This is a genomic window from Natronococcus sp. A-GB1 (genome assembly GCF_029688845.1).
GTDB lineage: Archaea > Halobacteriota > Halobacteria > Halobacteriales > Natrialbaceae > Natronococcus.
The window spans coordinates 22,569-36,726 of record NZ_JARUKW010000011.1; the positions used below are offsets into that span (position 1 = coordinate 22,569).

Consider the following 14,158-nt stretch of genomic DNA (forward strand, 5'->3'; position numbering starts at 1 on the left):
GCAGGATGCGTGGGGGTCGGTTCTGTATGCCGCTGTACACTTTCTCTCGGAACTCATTTTCTGCACGGCCGGTAAATAATTACTGCTTTAATTGACCAGTGCTGCATCATAGCTGTATTTCGACTATAGATATGTTGGTACACTTCAGAAATAACTGGATAAGATATATTTCAATATAATTTATCATTTGTGATGCCCGACACTCGAGTGAGTCGTCCCCTCGAGACGGTCGCCGGTCCCGCTCCTTCCGTCGCAGGGGGCGGGCCCGGACACCACGCTTCCGGAGCGCCGCGTAGACGGGCCGGACGAAAGTCTCGACGGACTCGGCTACGGATCGGGAGCGGCGACGAAGCTGTGGGGTGGAAGCCGTCCGCGATGTGGACGTCGAATCGCGCTCCTCGAGGCCGGAGCGACTCGAGACCCGCGCGGCCGTCGTCGGTCCTACCTGTCTCGGCGAAAGTCCTGATCGTGGACGCGGTAGCCGTCGAACTCGCCAGATTCGATCTCTCGCGTGATCACGTCGTGGGTCTCGCGATCGATCTCGACGATGTGACAGAGCGGGTGTCCCGGAAGCGCGACCGGGTTCTCCCTGAAGCCGACGAGCAGTCCCGTGAAGGGCGCGGGAACGGTCCGCTGCTCGAGTTCGAAGTGGTCGGTGATCGTACAGATCGGGTCCCCCTCATGGACGAGCGGGTACGGCCCCCACTGCATCTCGACGAGTCCGCCCACGTCGGCGCGCAACCACCGCTTTGCGGTCTCCGAGTCCCCGGTAACGTACCAGCTCGGGTGGGTGGGCTCCCGTTCCGGGAGGAGGTCAAACTCGGAGAGCACGTTCGCGACGCCCCGAACGGCGCGCTCGATGAGGTGGGGTTGGAACTGCTGGGCGCGGCCCATCTCGACCGTGATCGTCGGGACGCCGTCGTTCGTCGCCGTCGTCCGGATCGACCCCGTCGCGCCCTCGCCGTACAGCACCACGTTCGCACCGAACGCTTCCGCGAGGCGGTCGACCGTCGGATCCTTCAGATCGGCGCGGACGTGGTACATCGTCGTCCGGTTTCGCGTGGAGGTGTGGAAGTCGATACCGAGATCGCAGGGTTCGATGAACCGATCGTAGATCTGCGTGGCCATCCGGCTGGCCGTGTTTCCGTTCGCGAGACCGGGAAACGAGCGGTTGAGGTCGAGATCGTAGATCGGGACGTACCGCGTTTGTGCCTTGTATCCCGGAACGTTCACGACGTGTACGCACACGAGCGTCCCGCGGAGCTCGGCCGGGTCGTACTGCGTGGCGACCTTCTGAATCACCTTCACCCCGTTGAGTTCGTCGCCGTGGACCGCCGCCGTGAGGAAGAGCCGCGGCCCCTTCTGTTCGCCGTTGATAACCGTGACCGGGACGGCGACCGAATCGCCGAGGTACGTTTCGCCGACCTCGTATCGGAAGTGGGCTTTCTCGCCGGGCTCGACACAGCCGTCGCCGTAGTCGAACGGGACACCGTTTGAGTCTGCCATGGGAGAAACTCGATGTCTGACACGAAAGCCACACCGGTCGGGGAGGGGACGACCGTACACACCTCGAACTCGGCCAACTGCATCTCGCCGGGAACGAACGGGACTCGAAGCGACCGCATCCGGTGCCGAAAGGGCGGGCATCGACCTCTCACTGTACTGGCTGTGCCCTCAACCGCCCTCGGCTGCTCGTTTCGGTCGGATGACCCTTCGAAGCGAAACGGCCGACGCCGACGACGATGTCGCAGAAACGCTCGAGAAAACGCCGCCGTCGTCCGGAGATCCGGTGACGGTCGCGGCCGCGCTGTCGGTCGTGTACTCATGGTCCCTGTTCTACCTGAAAGAGGACAAGCGGGGGGCCTGTTCGTCGGCCTGTGGGCGCCGACGCTGCTCGGTGCCGCGGCGTACTTCCAGCAGAAGGGGCTGTACGCGACACTCGAGGACGGACTCACGTTTACCTAAAGCGGCTCCGCGGCATCGATTCCCCCTCTACTACCTTTTTCGAGCGGTGAGCGCCGAGTCGGCAAAACGGATAGTACAAGTGTCAGCCACGAACTGGTCGGAGTAGATCCGATGGACGCCTCCGGGATCCGTCCCAAAACGCGGTTCGCCGAGTGCTGGAGCGAGCAGTACACCCTGCTGTCGATGTGTATTGGGTCCTACTTTGCGGTTCGATTCGCACAGGTTAGCATCAGCCCCGTCGTTCCGCTTCTGCTCGAGTCGTTTACCGTCTCTCGGGGGACGATCGGCCTCGCGCTGACCGGGATGTGGGTCGGGTACGCCCTCGCACAGCTGCCGAGTGGTGTCCTCGCCGACAGGTTCGGCGAACGACGGCTGATCCTCGCTGCGCTGGTGATCACGGTCGGTGCGACGCTCGGGCTGGCGGCTTCGCCGGGCGTTCTCCTCTTCGGCGCGGCGGCGGCTGCGCTTGGTGTCGGTGCCGGGACGTACTACAACCCGGCGACGGCGCTGTTGACCCGGGAGTTCGACGGGATCGGGGGCGTGATCGGGACGCATCGAATCGGCGGACAGCTCGCCGGCGTGATCGCGCCCGTCGTCACCGCAGCCGTCGCCGTCCGGTACGGCTGGCGACCGGCGCTCGGGCTGGGGGCCTCCCTCTCCGTCGTCGCCGCAGTTTTCCTCTGGAGACGACCCTCGACTGCGCCGAGTCGCCCCGACGCGTCCCTCCGCGAGCTGTTCGCCTCGAAGACGCTCCTCGAGCTACTGGCGCGGTCGCACGTCCGGAACACGACGGTCATGATGGCACTCGTCGAGTTCGTCGGCCTGGCGGCGATGTCGTTTCTCCCGGTGTTGCTCGTCGAGCACTTCGAGCTGTCGCTCGGACGCGCGAACCTGCTTTTCGCCGTGTTCTTCGCGGTCTCCGCGATCAGTCAACCGCTCGGCGGACGGCTGTCCGATCGGATCGGCCGCGACACGACGATCGGGATTCTGATGACGGCTGGTGTGCTCGGCTACGGCGCCCTCGCCACCGGCGGGACACTGGCCGTCGCGGCTCCGGCCGTCGTCCTCGCTGGAGTGGCGACGAGTGCCACGACGGTGGTCCAGTCCAGGATCCTCGACGAACTGAGCGAGACGAACCGCGGGACCGGGTTCGGACTGTTCCGAACGACGTACCTGCTGATCGGTGCGGCGGGGACGACGGTAGTTGGAATCACGGCGGATACGGCCGGATGGGCGGCGGCGGCCGGTCTGCTCGCAGCGCTTCTCGCCGCGGTCCTCGGTTTCGTCCTCTTCGCTCGATACGTCGGGGCCGCCGCTCATCGGTGACTCAGTCTCGTCCGAACCGCGAGGAGTGCTTTCCCACCAAAGCGGTGTACAGGACGTCGACACGTACTGTCGTTCGCACTGCCAAAAACCTCGTGACGGACCTCGGTGACAGCTCGCTCTCGAGCGTCTCCGGCTGTACGGTTCGTTCACGAACCCCCGCTCGAGCCCGTCACTGGGGGTCGATCACGCCGTGGGCCTCGAAACGCGCTCGTTTCGAACCGGCGTCGAACCACGGGATTCGGCGAGAACTGGCCGCTCGAGCACGGGAGACCCTCGACGCCGATCATGCCCCCGACTCGTAGGCGTTCAGCGACGAGTATCGTTCGAGTGGTCCTCGAATCTGAGCCCGATCTGTCCCGGATGGAACTCGATGGTCGCGCCCTCGGGAACCTGTTCGGTGATGACGTCGTCATCCTGGAGGAGGCGGACGACGTCGTTGTCGGTCTGGTAGAAGGCGATCGTCTCCTCGGCGATCCCCGCCGCTTTCCGCAGTACCGTGATCGTCGTGTTCTCCCCCACCAGAATCTCCTCCCCGTTGACGATGACGGTCTGGGGCATATGACGTGTGAGTGCGCTGTCAAGTAAAACGTTTCTATTGCGTGTCACTACTCGAGAGTGGCCGAAGCTGCTGTGTTGAAGAGCGATCTTAGTGGGTGATGTTGTCGGTTTAGCACGGTGAATCCGAGGAAATCTGAGGTGGAATGGAAATCGGTACCCTCGAGTTCATCGAGCACTGTCGTGACCTGGCTAAACAAGCGTTGGGAAAGCACGCGGACGAGCCCGTCAGCGGTGGGTTCGCCCGCTGGGTGTCACTTTCTTTTGTACTGCTTTCGGCTCCAAGAAGGCACAGCTACTGGAAAATGTGGAATCCGCTGAAGTACATGGTTGCAGTTCGTGGCGTTCCCAATCTTGATCGGGGTGATCTACCCGTTCACGCGACGATTTACAAGTCGTTTGATTGGTTGAAAATGTGGGTATGGCGGGCACTGCTGCGCGTTTCACCGCAGCGGCCGAAGTCCGGTCCACGCCGCTCTCGACAGCACATTCTTCGACAGACGGCGCATCCTCGTATTTCCGAGAACGGATCATAACTCTACGAGTCAGTTATCGTCTCTGAGACGTCCAGAATTCGACGAGCGTTCCCTTCGAGGATCAGCTCCCGGTCGGCTTCGCTGATATCTGCCTTCCGTACCTGAAAGAGATCGGCCGAGTGCCGGTACTGGAGCGGTCGCGTGTACAGCCCGGAGCCAAAGACGAGCCGTCGGGCACCGAGCTCCTCGACGAGGGATTCGATCATCAACCCGAGCGAGTTCACCATCGTCGTATCGAAGTAGAGGTGCTCGAACCGCGCTCCGAGTTCGGCGATTCGCCGCTCCTGACCGAACCGTGAGAGGGCATCGAGGACGACGACGGGCTGGGAGAGGTGGTCGGCGACGGACGCCAACCGGTCAAGATGCTCGAACTCCCAGTCAGGGCTGAAGCAGTGGATAAACGGGACGAGGCCAGCTTTCTCCGCCCGTTCGAGAACTGCTATCGTCGGTGCTGCATCGAGCGGAATCCGCTGATGTGCGTTATGGACCGTGACGCCGGTAAAGCCCTCTGCTGCGAGACGGTCGATCTCATCGAGCGCCGCGTGGCCGTGGGCGGGTTCGACCACGCCGACGGGACAGATCAACCGGTCGTACGCCTCCGCGGTTCGTCGCAGACTCTCATTCAGAGCCCGCGTCGCCTCGGCTCCGGCGGTCGTGTCGTACTCAAACGAGGGGAGGATCACGGCCCTGTCAATACGATTCCGATCCATGATCCGTTCCCGGAGGTCGTAGTCGACCGCCAGTGACCGGGGATCAAACAGGGTACCGCTCTCAGAATCCGACGGCCCTCCGACATGCGTGTGAATATCAATCACCATCTTATGCAGTGGGGGGCCGGACCCCTGAAAAGGTGGTGTTGTTTCCACTGCTACGGTCGCTGCAACTGTCTGCTCGTCCGTTCACTCGCTCCCTTCGAGCATCCGCTGCTGGGAGTAGAATGATATCGTTGTGATTCCGGAACAACCACTGGCGTGGGTGTTCTGACAGAGATCTGGTTCGGCAACTACTGCTCACGGCGAGGAGGGGTGACCGCCAACATAGAACGTCTCTGTGAATTGCTCTAACTATGACTCAGTAGCTATTCAACACAGCAGCCGAAACAGGATCGAAGTCCGTGATAGCGGGTGCCGGAAGAGAAGTAGGAGGTGAGAGCGACGAGAACGGTATCGGGAGAAGCGGTCGGACCGTGCGAACGAGGAGACACCAGCTCGAGTGTCGAGGTTCACCGGCCGGGCAGTTCGTCGGGCCGACACCGCCTCCCACCGGCCCAGCGGCGTCTGCCGTCTCACTCGCCGCGGGCCCGATTCGGGGTCGCCCCCTCGACGATCAGATCCAGCAGCATCGCCTTCGGACTCGAGGGCGGGTACCGCGTATCGATCAACTCACGCGCCGTCTCAAGTTCGCCCCGGACCGCACACTGTCGGACGCGACCAGCCGTTCGCAGGAAATCCGACGAATCGGCCTCGTCGATGTACTCGGTCGCCTCGGGGACGGTCGGACCGAGCGCCTCCCCCCTGATCTCGTCGAACTCCTCCAGGAGTGGCTCGTACTCGTCTTCGAGCTGGGTCAGCAGGAACTCCACGGCGAAGCGCTGGAACTCCGATTTGTTCGCGAACGCCCCCTCGTCGATGTGCTGCTGGACGATCTCGAGGACCTCCTCGGGGAACCGGACCGTCGATTTGACCATAGTGTCACACGTCGCGAACGAGTGGTATAGCTTTGGGGGCGACGCGCCGGACGCGACCGTTGCCTCGAGCGCTCGAGGGCACTCGTCCCGGTTGCCGCGAGGGAGCGCCACGACGCGTCACACGGGCGTCTGACTGAGATTGATGAGCGTCGCGCGTGATGGGTACGCTATGGCCCTCTCCATGCACGCCTCCAAACCGACCAGCCGCGATCGCCCGCGACCCGGTCCGCGGAGGCGGTGACCCGATGCTGTCGACGCGACCCCGGACGCTGCTGTCGCGGGGAACGGCCGTCGTGACCCGAAACCGAACCTGGCCGGCGTACGTACTCGCCGTCGTGATGCCCGGTGCGGGACACGTCTACGCTGGCCACTGGCGGCGCGGACTCGTCTGGGCCGCACTGTGTGTCGCCGCCCTCGCGTTCCTCAGCACGGGCGCGATACTCGTCGAGCGCACGGCCGCGGAGCCGTTCCTCCTTACCGCGCTTCGCCTCGAGCACGTCGGCTTCGCGGATGTCGCGTTCCCGCTGGCGGTCCTCGTCCTTAGCGTCGTCGACCTGTACGGGCTCGGCGGGCTCGAGGACGCCGCGGTCGACGCCCCGCTCGCGAACCGAACGCAGCCGTAACCGGGGTAAGCATGGCGGCGAGCCCACAACGTCGAATACGACCGTCCCGTTCTCACCGCGAGCATGTCTGACTGAAGTTCAAGTGTTCGGTCGGGGTGGGAGCGAGTATGGCCCCTGCAGAACTCGGCGTCGAGATCGCGCGACGGATCGCCGCCCGCGAGGGTGTCGATGCGAGTGCCCTGGATCCGCCGTTGCACGCGGTGATCGACGTCGACGCCCTCGAGTCCCTGGTTTACCCGCGACCGGACGAGCGCACCGACTTCACCGGCGTCGTCTCGTTCGCCTACGGCGATCACACGGTCACCGTCGACGGGACGGGGACCGTCTCGATCACCCCGGCGGAGGACGCGGATCCGAACCCCGACCGACAGTTCGAGTACAATCCGCAGTAGGACACACGGTCGTCTGACCGCCGTTCTCGCGGCTCGTTCCTCCAGCCACTACCGAGCGATATCGTCCGCCCTCGAGACCGATCGGCCCTCGAGGACCAGTTGTCGCCCTCGGTATGCACTACCCCGATATACTTTCACAATAACGATTGTTTGTTTCGATTTCCACCAACTATTATTGCGAATATGTAAATAGCCCCGGATCCAAACGAGTGTATGAACGATGCTGACCCCCGAGACGCCATGACGGACGTGCCGGTCGACACCGCCGAACCCCCGCTCCACCTCCCCGGAACGCCGACGACCTCGTTCGCGAGGACGCTCGAGCGCCTGTACAGCCGCTTCCTCCGCTGAGCTGAACGCGACGCAGCCGATACCGACGCGGAGTCACGTCACTCGACTCCCATCGCATCGACGAAACGACAGCCACGCGGGCTCTTCCTGGCCGACAAACGGGAACGACGAGCGGTGCCGGTCGCGGACGACCGTGTGCTGTCGGTTCTCGAGTACCCGACGCCGTGAGCGGACCTTCCGGGGCAACGCCGTGAGCGGACCTTCCGGGGCGACGCCATCGACCAGTCCCTTACCTCTGCTATCGACCAGTCTCTCACCCACTCCTCCGTAGCTCGAGCGACCGCCGGGCGGAACGGTCGCCGTCGCTCGTTTCCGAGTGACCCGCCGTCGCGGTCGAGACGAAGGTGGCCCCCGAGCCTCCTCACCCCGACGAGCGAACTCGATCCGCCGACCGTCACCCGGCGTCGCACTCGAGCGCGCAGACCCGAACGGCGTCGCTCGTTACCGTGATCGTGTAGCCGGCGTACTCGAAGGAGACGTGGTCGGTCGCAGTCTTGCCGGTGAACGCGGCGTCTAAGGCCTCCGGGTCGATCGTTTCCGCAAGCGACGGGAACTCCGGCGGCGGGCAGTCCTCCAGTACGGCGACGACCGACCAGACCCCGCGGCTCGGAGATTCGTCAGGGCCAACTGGTACTCGTGTGTCGCCGCCGAGGGGGACCGATCGGTGTCGCTCATCAGAAGGGGATCTCCTCGAGGAAGTCCGCGCTCTGTTCGTCGAGGTGATCCAGGCGCGAACCCAGCAGCTCGCGGACCAGCATGACGAGGGCGTTGTCCTCGCCGGCACCCGTGATCGCGGTCTCGTTCTGAATCCCGTGGTCGTTGTGTTTGCTGAGCGTGCCGAGCATGATCGCTTCCCGGTCGGCGAAGAGCAGTCGGCCGACCTTCTCGCGCTCGGGCGAGATGTTCATCCAGTCGCGCTGGGGTTCCCACAGCGTGACGCCGGGTACCTGCTCGCGGACCCGATCCCGGATCGCCTGGGTCTGCGTGCCGACGTAGACGTCGACGCCGCGGTCGACGGCGTCCTGCAGACACTGGAGACACGCCGCCTCGATGAGGTCCTCGTCGGTGTACAGCAGGAACAGCTCGTCGTCGGCGTACTCACAGAGCGCGCGACAATGCTCGATCACGTTCGCGCGCCCGTCGAGGCGCCAGATGTCGTGTGAGGGCTCGGCGACCGAGAGGACCGCTCGCGGCGTCTCGGGGAGGTGCAGATCGAACCACTCGGCGTCCTCGATGAGGGGATGGCCGCAGTAGCTGACGGCGCCGCTTCGAGCGTCGTACGAGGCGAGGCCGGCCGCCGCGAGCTTCGGAAGGTGGACGTGATGGAGGGCCGCACAGCAGTCCTCGACCGGATCGGCGTCGGCGGTTTCGACCGATTCGGTACCGGGTTCCCGCTCGACGACCGCGCGAGCGAGGGCAACCCGGGACAGCGCCGTGTCGTAGTCGGCGAGCACCGACAGAGCGATGCGCCGTCTGCGGTGAACGAGTGTCCCGAGGATCTCGTCCCAGTCGACTCCGTCCGTCTCGAGGAGGCGCTCGAGCGTCGGGTTCTGCAGCGCCGGGTGCGTCGAGACCGCGACGGCGTTCGTCTCGGCGTCCCAGTCGATCAGTCCCGCTTCCTCGAGTACCGGAAGGTGAGTCTGCTGGAGGGAGACGCGCCACTCCGCCAGTTCATCCTCGGTCACGTCGAGCAGTCGCTTCTCCGCGTCCGCGGCGGCGAGTTGAACGGCTACCTCCTCGTCGGAGATCGGCTCGGTTCGGTTTCGGAGGAGCTGCAGGACGGCCCGACGCCGTCCGTCGCGTAACGCGTGTAGCACATCGTTCGTTTGCTCGCCTCGCATTCTTGTTGATAGCTTGTCGGGTCAGGAGCTGATAAAACTCCCGGTAATAGCCATCTGCTGGCGATATCGGAACGGATTTGTTCCTGATACGCTCACGGCCCGACGACGAGCGCGGAATCGATCGACGGGGACGGCGACACGCGCCCTCACGCGAGCAACGCCTCTCGGCTTCGGCGCCGTACCGTTCTACCGCGACGGGCACTCGCGGTTCACACGGGCGCTCAGCTGGGGGCGTCCCGGCGGAACCGAAGCCCGATCCCGTCGGGATCCGTCATCCCGAACGCGCCGTCGTCCCGCGCGCTCGAGGTCGCGTGTCCCGCCTCCTCGAGCCGTGTTCGAAGCGCAGCGAGCCCGTTCTCGTCGGGAACGACGACCTCGACGCGCTCGAGCCCGCGTCCCTGTGGCGGTGCCGACCGACGCCGCCAGACGTTCAGCCCCAGGTGGTGGTGGTAGCCGCCGGCGGCGACGAACAGCGCACCGTCGACCCGCTGTTTGCACCCGAATCCGACGGTGTCGACGTAGAACTCCCGCGCGGCGGGGAGCGACGACACCTCGAGGTGGAGGTGTCCGACGGTCGTCCCGTCCGGAACCGCGTCCCGACCCCGTCCGGCGCTCCGCACGCCCTCGACGTCGAGCGGTTCCGTCCCGATGCCGACCGTGCCGTCGTCGGCGACGGGCCACGCCTCGCGCGGCCGATCCCGGTAGACCTCGATCCCGTTTCCCTCCGGGTCGACGAGGTACAGCGCCTCGCTGACAACGTGGTCGGCCGTCCCGTCGAGGCGCCAGCGCCGTTCGATCCGCTCGAGGGCGTCGCCCAGCGCCGCTCGCGACGGGACGAGCAACGCCGTGTGGAACAGCCCCGTCTCGTCGTCCCCGCGAGGCTCCAGTTCTGGCTCCGCCCGGAGCACGACGAGCGGGGTCTCGCCCGCGGCGAGCACCGCCCGGTCGTCGCCGATCGCTCGGGCCTCGAGTCCGAGCACGTCCTCGTAGAACCGGACGACTCGCTCGAGATCGGTCACTCGGAGCGAGACGCGCCCCGGTCGGGTCGCAGCCGGCAACGTTCCCTCGGTAGTCATGAGTGGACGTTGGCGATCGGTACGGGAGACGGTTCCGGCCTGACTGGAAGCGGCGCCGACAGCATCACTCCGGTCGTCCACTCGACATCGGAGGGCGACGGCTTCGTCGGTCACACCGCTACGCGCCCGTCGCTCCGGGAGGCTCTCGGAGCGGGTCGACTCGAGGGAGAGCACTTATCCTTACTGACCGTCTAGTCAGGATATGTCCCAGTCGACGTCCCGGAAGCGACCGTGGCTCGCAGCGCTCCTCGCAGCACTCGTCACCGGGCTGGGCCACCTCTACCTCTGGCGGCTGCGTCGCGCCGTCGGCTGGCTCGCCGCGTCGGTGCTCGTCACGTTCCTGCTCGTCGACCAGGCGGCCTTCGAGACCCTCGCCGGCGGGAACCCGGACACCGACGCACTGCTCGCCGTGTGGCCGATGTACGCCATCGTCGCGCTCAGCGTGGTGGACGCGTACCTGATCGCTCGGCGGCCGGCCGCCGGGAGCGAGTCGTCCGCTCACGGCGAGCCGACCGCCTCGTCCGCCGATGAGGACGACGCCCCCTCCTGTCCACACTGCGGAAAGGATCTGGATCCCGACCTCGAGTTCTGTTACTGGTGTACGACTCCGCTCGGCAGGGACGACGACGCAGAGGAGTCGACAGCCGACGCGTCGCCGAGCGACGGTCCTCGCTGAGGTCTGCCCTCGAGCGCCGAGCCGGAGCGGTCGTGACTCGGCCAGTGGCGTACAGAAGATCATAGTCCTGTCTCGGTGTGGCACAGAACTACGTCCGCCCGCCCGCAACGAGAGGGCGTGAACGCGTTCGAGACCACCATCGCCGACAGCGTGCTCAGCACCGAACACCGGATGCTCCGGGACGAGACCCGAACGTTCGTCGAAAACGAGGTCCGTCCCGAGGCCCGCGAGCGCGACCCCGACGGCGAACGCATGTCCGACGACCTCGTCCGCCAGCTCGGCGAGATGGGATTTTTTGGAATCCTCATCGACGAGGAGTACGACGGGCTCGGGCTGGACCTGAAGGCCTACGCCGTTCTCGCGGAGGAGCTGTCCCGCGGCTGGCTCAGCGTCGGGAGCATCATCGCTCGCGGACAGAGCCTCGCCGGGGCGACCGAGGCCCAGAAACAACATTATCTCCCGAAGATGGCCCGCGGCGAGCTGCTCAAGAGCATCGCGATCTCCGAGGCGGAGGCCGGCTCCGACGTCGCGAACATGCGAACTCGCGCCGAGAGGGACGGCGACGAGTACGTCCTGAACGGCCAGAAGATGTGGACCACGTTTGCGAAAGGCTCCGATTTTATCCTCACCTACGCCGTCACCGACCCCGACGCCGAGCCGGCTCACGCCGGGATCTCCGGATTCATCGTCGAGAAACCCGCCGGCACCTTCGACCGCGACGGGCTTAGCGGACAGCCGATCGACAAGATCGGCTACCACGGCTGGGACACGTGGACCGTAAACTTCGACGACGTGCGAGTCGGCGAGGACAAACTCGTCGGCCGCGAGGAGGGTCAGGGCTTCTACCAGATCATGGAGTTCTTCGAGGAGGGCCGGGTCCACACCGCCGCGCGGGCCGTCGGCCTCGCTCGCGGCGCCCTCGAGGACGCCGTCTCCTACGCCAAAGAGCGCGAGCAGTTCGACCAGCCGATCGCGGAGTTTCAGGCGCTCCGATTCAAGCTCGCGGAGATGGCGACCCGAACCGAGGCCGCGAGGGCGCTGACGCTGCTCGTCGCGCAAGCGGTCGATCAGGGCGAGCGCGCCGACGCCCAGGCCGCGATGGCGAAGCTGTTCGCCACCGAGGTCGCCGAGGAGGTCACCAGCGACGGGATCCAGGTCCACGGCGGCTACGGCTACACGACGGAGTTCGACGTGGAGCGATACTGGCGGGACGCCCGCCTCACGAAGATCTTCGAGGGAACGAACGAGATCCAGAAACGCATTATTGCCGACCGATTGCTCTGAGCGCTCGTTCGGGGTGCCTCGATGTCGGCATCGCAAGTCAGCGAACGCGATCTAATTATTTGACTTCCAAGAAGCTTTATTGAGGTATCGATCGTAGGAGAGAGCATGTCCGATCCGGGTCCCGGTATCGAAGCGTGGAAGAAGCACACGAGTGCGTTCGATCGCGTCCAATCGATCGCTAGCACAGTCTCGCAGCCCCGTTCGGCGTCGGTTATCGCAGACGAGGCAGCAGTCGCGGAGAACACAGCTCGAGATCATCTCGAGCGACTCGTCGATCTGAACGTGCTACTGAAAAGCGAACGAGCGGGAACGACGCACTATATGCCCGACCCGCTCCACACGCGGATGCAGACGCTCCGAGAGCTGCTGGACCGATACGATCACGACGAACTCGTACAGCTGAAAGCTGACCTCCAATCCGAGATCGAGGGGTGGCGCGAGGAGTACGGCGTCGACTCGCCTGTCGACCTCCGTGACCGCGCTGCGGACACGGAAACCGCCGAACAGACGCGGGAGATTCGGACGACTGCAAGCGACTGGGAACTCGTGGCATACCGGCTCACTATCGTCGAGGACGCGATCGAGAACTACCGGACGTACAGCCAAGACTTCCGCGCATCGGCGTAGAGATGGGTGACACGTACGACTCGGCGGCGGCATCTCACCGGGCGCTTCGCGCCATCCAACAAGAGCTCGAGCGCCACCCGATAGTCACCGAGGTGCGGGGGTTTCCAGCGGGCGAGTTTATACGGGTTGTCGCACGGCTGGAAACGGAACGATGGGGGCGCGACAGCGAAGACGCCACGTTCACCGTCCGCTGGTTTGCAGGGGAGACTGCCGACGCCACTCCCGAGTTCTCGTTCCACTACAGCGACGCGACGGCCGATTTCGGATGGCACCACGAACCGAACCCGCACGTCGACGGATGGGGTCATTTCCAGGAACGAAACGCTGCCGGAACGGCGTATTCGTACGAACCACATTCCTTCGGCTCGCTCACCCCTGCACGCCTCGTCTGGGAGGTCATATCTCTCACTTCGTCGAGGCTGAAAACGACCTGACTCCGAATCGGGTTCAGAACTCGTCGTCGAACTCGTCGCGCTCCTCGAGGTCGCTCAACTTCTCGACCACCGTCATCGCGACGGTGTCGTCCGTTTCGGCGGGGCCGAAAAACACGATCACGTGCTCGTCGGCTGGCTCGGCGACCTCGACCGAGTCCTCGAGTACCCGGTCGTCGAGCGTCTCCTCGTCCCCATTATCGCCGAGTGCGTCCCCGTCGCCGTCATCGAGTTCGAGCGTCACGGCGTACTCGCCCGAGTCGGTCAACACGTCGTCGTACGTAGCCTGTGCGTCCTCGCCGGCGTCGTCGCCGCCCGGAGCGAGATCGAACCGATCCTCGAGGACGAGCGAGCCGTCGGGACCTGCCACCTCGACCGAGCCGGCGAGACTCTGCTCCCCGCCGTTCAACACGTTGACGTCCTCGAGAACTAGCCCCGCGAGGAAGTCCACGGCGGTCGAACACCCGGCAACAGCTGCCGTTCCGACGGTAGCGCCGACGGTGAGATACCGACGGCGGCTCACGGGGAGTGTCACGGGAGTACCCGTTCCCGTGCGATTGGACGTCATCGTACGCAGCCACTCGAGTCAGCAGACAAATACTTTGTGCGGTGCAAACAGGTCGTTCAGACGTCGAACCGGCGAACGCAGTCGACGGCGGACCGGCGAGTTCCGGAGCGCAGCTGGTCCTCTCAGGGAGTGAGTGCAGACGATAGTTTCAACGCCCCGTCTGAAATAGGTAGGGCCGAGGGAATCTCGACGCGCGGTGGCACAGACGGGGTGTGTCAAA

At 65.0% G+C, this 14,158-nt stretch carries 17 protein-coding genes and 1 pseudogene; 10 read left to right on the plus strand and 8 right to left on the minus strand.

Going from position 1 to position 14,158, the window contains the following annotated elements; translation table 11 throughout:
* Nucleotides 1-441: 441 nt before the first annotated feature.
* Nucleotides 442-1,506, minus strand: a complete 1,065-nt coding sequence (locus QA600_RS13505; RefSeq protein WP_278292470.1) for a succinylglutamate desuccinylase/aspartoacylase family protein — start codon at nt 1,504-1,506, stop codon at nt 442-444.
* Between the two features lie 318 nt (nt 1,507-1,824).
* Here QA600_RS13505 and QA600_RS13510 point away from each other — a divergent pair, with 318 nt between their 5' ends.
* Nucleotides 1,825-1,965 (plus strand): hypothetical protein, encoded by a 141-nt coding sequence (locus QA600_RS13510; protein WP_278292471.1) that lies wholly within the window; start codon nt 1,825-1,827, stop codon nt 1,963-1,965.
* Nucleotides 1,966-2,076: 111 nt separating this feature from the next.
* Nucleotides 2,077-3,291 carry an MFS transporter gene (locus QA600_RS13515; RefSeq protein WP_278292472.1) on the plus strand — a complete coding sequence of 405 codons (1,215 nt, stop codon included), beginning with the start codon at nt 2,077-2,079 and terminating at the stop codon, nt 3,289-3,291.
* Nucleotides 3,292-3,597: 306 nt separating this feature from the next.
* Here QA600_RS13515 and QA600_RS13520 read toward each other — a convergent pair whose 3' ends face one another.
* Nucleotides 3,598-3,849: a hypothetical protein gene (locus QA600_RS13520; RefSeq protein ID WP_278292473.1), complete on the minus strand. Its 252-nt coding sequence runs from the start codon at nt 3,847-3,849 to the stop codon at nt 3,598-3,600.
* Between the two features lie 143 nt (nt 3,850-3,992).
* On the opposite strand from QA600_RS13520, the pseudogene QA600_RS13525 reads away from it, so the two are divergent.
* A pseudogene (locus QA600_RS13525) lies at nt 3,993-4,353 on the plus strand (IS5/IS1182 family transposase); the annotation flags it as partial.
* Between the two features lie 31 nt (nt 4,354-4,384).
* Here the strand turns inward: QA600_RS13525 and QA600_RS13530 are convergent.
* Nucleotides 4,385-5,200 carry an amidohydrolase family protein gene (locus tag QA600_RS13530; protein WP_278292474.1) on the minus strand — a complete coding sequence of 272 codons (816 nt, stop codon included), beginning with the start codon at nt 5,198-5,200 and terminating at the stop codon, nt 4,385-4,387.
* 467 nt (nt 5,201-5,667) lie between these two features.
* Nucleotides 5,668-6,069, minus strand: coding sequence for a transcriptional regulator (locus QA600_RS13535; RefSeq protein WP_278292475.1), 402 nt, complete (start codon nt 6,067-6,069; stop codon nt 5,668-5,670).
* Between the two features lie 245 nt (nt 6,070-6,314).
* Here QA600_RS13535 and QA600_RS13540 point away from each other — a divergent pair, with 245 nt between their 5' ends.
* The 3 genes from QA600_RS13540 to QA600_RS13550 all read left to right on the plus strand — a co-directional run bounded on the left by QA600_RS13540 (nt 6,315) and on the right by QA600_RS13550 (nt 7,435).
* Entirely contained in the window at nt 6,315-6,692 is a 378-nt protein-coding gene (locus QA600_RS13540; RefSeq protein ID WP_278292476.1) for a hypothetical protein, read from the plus strand.
* Between the two features lie 107 nt (nt 6,693-6,799).
* Nucleotides 6,800-7,084: a HalOD1 output domain-containing protein gene (locus tag QA600_RS13545; protein ID WP_278292477.1), complete on the plus strand. Its 285-nt coding sequence runs from the start codon at nt 6,800-6,802 to the stop codon at nt 7,082-7,084.
* 213 nt (nt 7,085-7,297) lie between these two features.
* Nucleotides 7,298-7,435 carry a hypothetical protein gene (locus tag QA600_RS13550; RefSeq protein ID WP_169331747.1) on the plus strand — a complete coding sequence of 46 codons (138 nt, stop codon included), beginning with the start codon at nt 7,298-7,300 and terminating at the stop codon, nt 7,433-7,435.
* A gap of 394 nt (nt 7,436-7,829) precedes the next feature.
* On the opposite strand, the gene QA600_RS13555 is transcribed toward QA600_RS13550, so the two are convergent.
* The 3 genes from QA600_RS13555 to QA600_RS13565 all read right to left on the minus strand — a co-directional run bounded on the left by QA600_RS13555 (nt 7,830) and on the right by QA600_RS13565 (nt 10,352).
* Nucleotides 7,830-8,219, minus strand: coding sequence for a HalOD1 output domain-containing protein (locus QA600_RS13555; RefSeq protein ID WP_278292478.1), 390 nt, complete (start codon nt 8,217-8,219; stop codon nt 7,830-7,832).
* Nucleotides 8,110-9,276, minus strand: coding sequence for a hypothetical protein (locus QA600_RS13560; protein WP_278292479.1), 1,167 nt, complete (start codon nt 9,274-9,276; stop codon nt 8,110-8,112). Before QA600_RS13560 ends, QA600_RS13555 begins: the two co-directional genes overlap by 110 nt.
* Nucleotides 9,277-9,497: 221 nt before the next feature.
* Nucleotides 9,498-10,352 carry a VOC family protein gene (locus tag QA600_RS13565; RefSeq protein WP_278292480.1) on the minus strand — a complete coding sequence of 285 codons (855 nt, stop codon included), beginning with the start codon at nt 10,350-10,352 and terminating at the stop codon, nt 9,498-9,500.
* Between the two features lie 202 nt (nt 10,353-10,554).
* Here QA600_RS13565 and QA600_RS13570 point away from each other — a divergent pair, with 202 nt between their 5' ends.
* The 4 genes from QA600_RS13570 (at nt 10,555) to QA600_RS13585 (ending at nt 13,373) form a co-directional block, all read left to right on the plus strand.
* Complete coding sequence (locus QA600_RS13570; RefSeq protein WP_278292481.1) at nt 10,555-11,028, plus strand: zinc ribbon domain-containing protein; 474 nt, start codon at nt 10,555-10,557, stop codon at nt 11,026-11,028.
* 117 nt (nt 11,029-11,145) lie between these two features.
* Nucleotides 11,146-12,312 (plus strand): acyl-CoA dehydrogenase family protein, encoded by a 1,167-nt coding sequence (locus QA600_RS13575; protein WP_278292482.1) that lies wholly within the window; start codon nt 11,146-11,148, stop codon nt 12,310-12,312.
* A 105-nt stretch (nt 12,313-12,417) separates the two neighbouring features.
* Nucleotides 12,418-12,939 carry an ArsR family transcriptional regulator gene (locus QA600_RS13580; protein ID WP_278292483.1) on the plus strand — a complete coding sequence of 174 codons (522 nt, stop codon included), beginning with the start codon at nt 12,418-12,420 and terminating at the stop codon, nt 12,937-12,939.
* A gap of 2 nt (nt 12,940-12,941) precedes the next feature.
* The gene (locus QA600_RS13585; RefSeq protein ID WP_278292484.1) at nt 12,942-13,373 is read left to right on the plus strand and encodes a hypothetical protein; all 432 of its coding nucleotides are present in this window, start codon (nt 12,942-12,944) and stop codon (nt 13,371-13,373) included.
* 13 nt (nt 13,374-13,386) lie between these two features.
* On the opposite strand, the gene QA600_RS13590 is transcribed toward QA600_RS13585, so the two are convergent.
* Nucleotides 13,387-13,938 carry a hypothetical protein gene (locus tag QA600_RS13590; RefSeq protein ID WP_278292485.1) on the minus strand — a complete coding sequence of 184 codons (552 nt, stop codon included), beginning with the start codon at nt 13,936-13,938 and terminating at the stop codon, nt 13,387-13,389.
* Between the last annotated feature and the right edge of the window lie 220 nt (nt 13,939-14,158).

Coding starts and splice junctions, on each gene's coding strand:
- QA600_RS13515 (WP_278292472.1), top strand. CDS start 2,077: ATGGACGCCTCCGGGATCCGTCCCAAAACGCGGTTCGCCGAGTGCTGG.
- QA600_RS13510 (WP_278292471.1), top strand. CDS start 1,825: ATGGTCCCTGTTCTACCTGAAAGAGGACAAGCGGGGGGCCTGTTCGTC.
- QA600_RS13505 (WP_278292470.1), bottom strand. CDS start 1,506: ATGGCAGACTCAAACGGTGTCCCGTTCGACTACGGCGACGGCTGTGTC.
- QA600_RS13550 (WP_169331747.1), top strand. CDS start 7,298: ATGAACGATGCTGACCCCCGAGACGCCATGACGGACGTGCCGGTCGAC.
- QA600_RS13540 (WP_278292476.1), top strand. CDS start 6,315: ATGCTGTCGACGCGACCCCGGACGCTGCTGTCGCGGGGAACGGCCGTC.
- QA600_RS13585 (WP_278292484.1), top strand. CDS start 12,942: ATGGGTGACACGTACGACTCGGCGGCGGCATCTCACCGGGCGCTTCGC.
- QA600_RS13530 (WP_278292474.1), bottom strand. CDS start 5,200: ATGGTGATTGATATTCACACGCATGTCGGAGGGCCGTCGGATTCTGAG.
- QA600_RS13580 (WP_278292483.1), top strand. CDS start 12,418: ATGTCCGATCCGGGTCCCGGTATCGAAGCGTGGAAGAAGCACACGAGT.
- QA600_RS13570 (WP_278292481.1), top strand. CDS start 10,555: ATGTCCCAGTCGACGTCCCGGAAGCGACCGTGGCTCGCAGCGCTCCTC.
- QA600_RS13520 (WP_278292473.1), bottom strand. CDS start 3,849: ATGCCCCAGACCGTCATCGTCAACGGGGAGGAGATTCTGGTGGGGGAG.
- QA600_RS13535 (WP_278292475.1), bottom strand. CDS start 6,069: ATGGTCAAATCGACGGTCCGGTTCCCCGAGGAGGTCCTCGAGATCGTC.
- QA600_RS13560 (WP_278292479.1), bottom strand. CDS start 9,276: ATGCGAGGCGAGCAAACGAACGATGTGCTACACGCGTTACGCGACGGA.
- QA600_RS13545 (WP_278292477.1), top strand. CDS start 6,800: ATGGCCCCTGCAGAACTCGGCGTCGAGATCGCGCGACGGATCGCCGCC.
- QA600_RS13565 (WP_278292480.1), bottom strand. CDS start 10,352: ATGACTACCGAGGGAACGTTGCCGGCTGCGACCCGACCGGGGCGCGTC.
- QA600_RS13590 (WP_278292485.1), bottom strand. CDS start 13,938: ATGACGTCCAATCGCACGGGAACGGGTACTCCCGTGACACTCCCCGTG.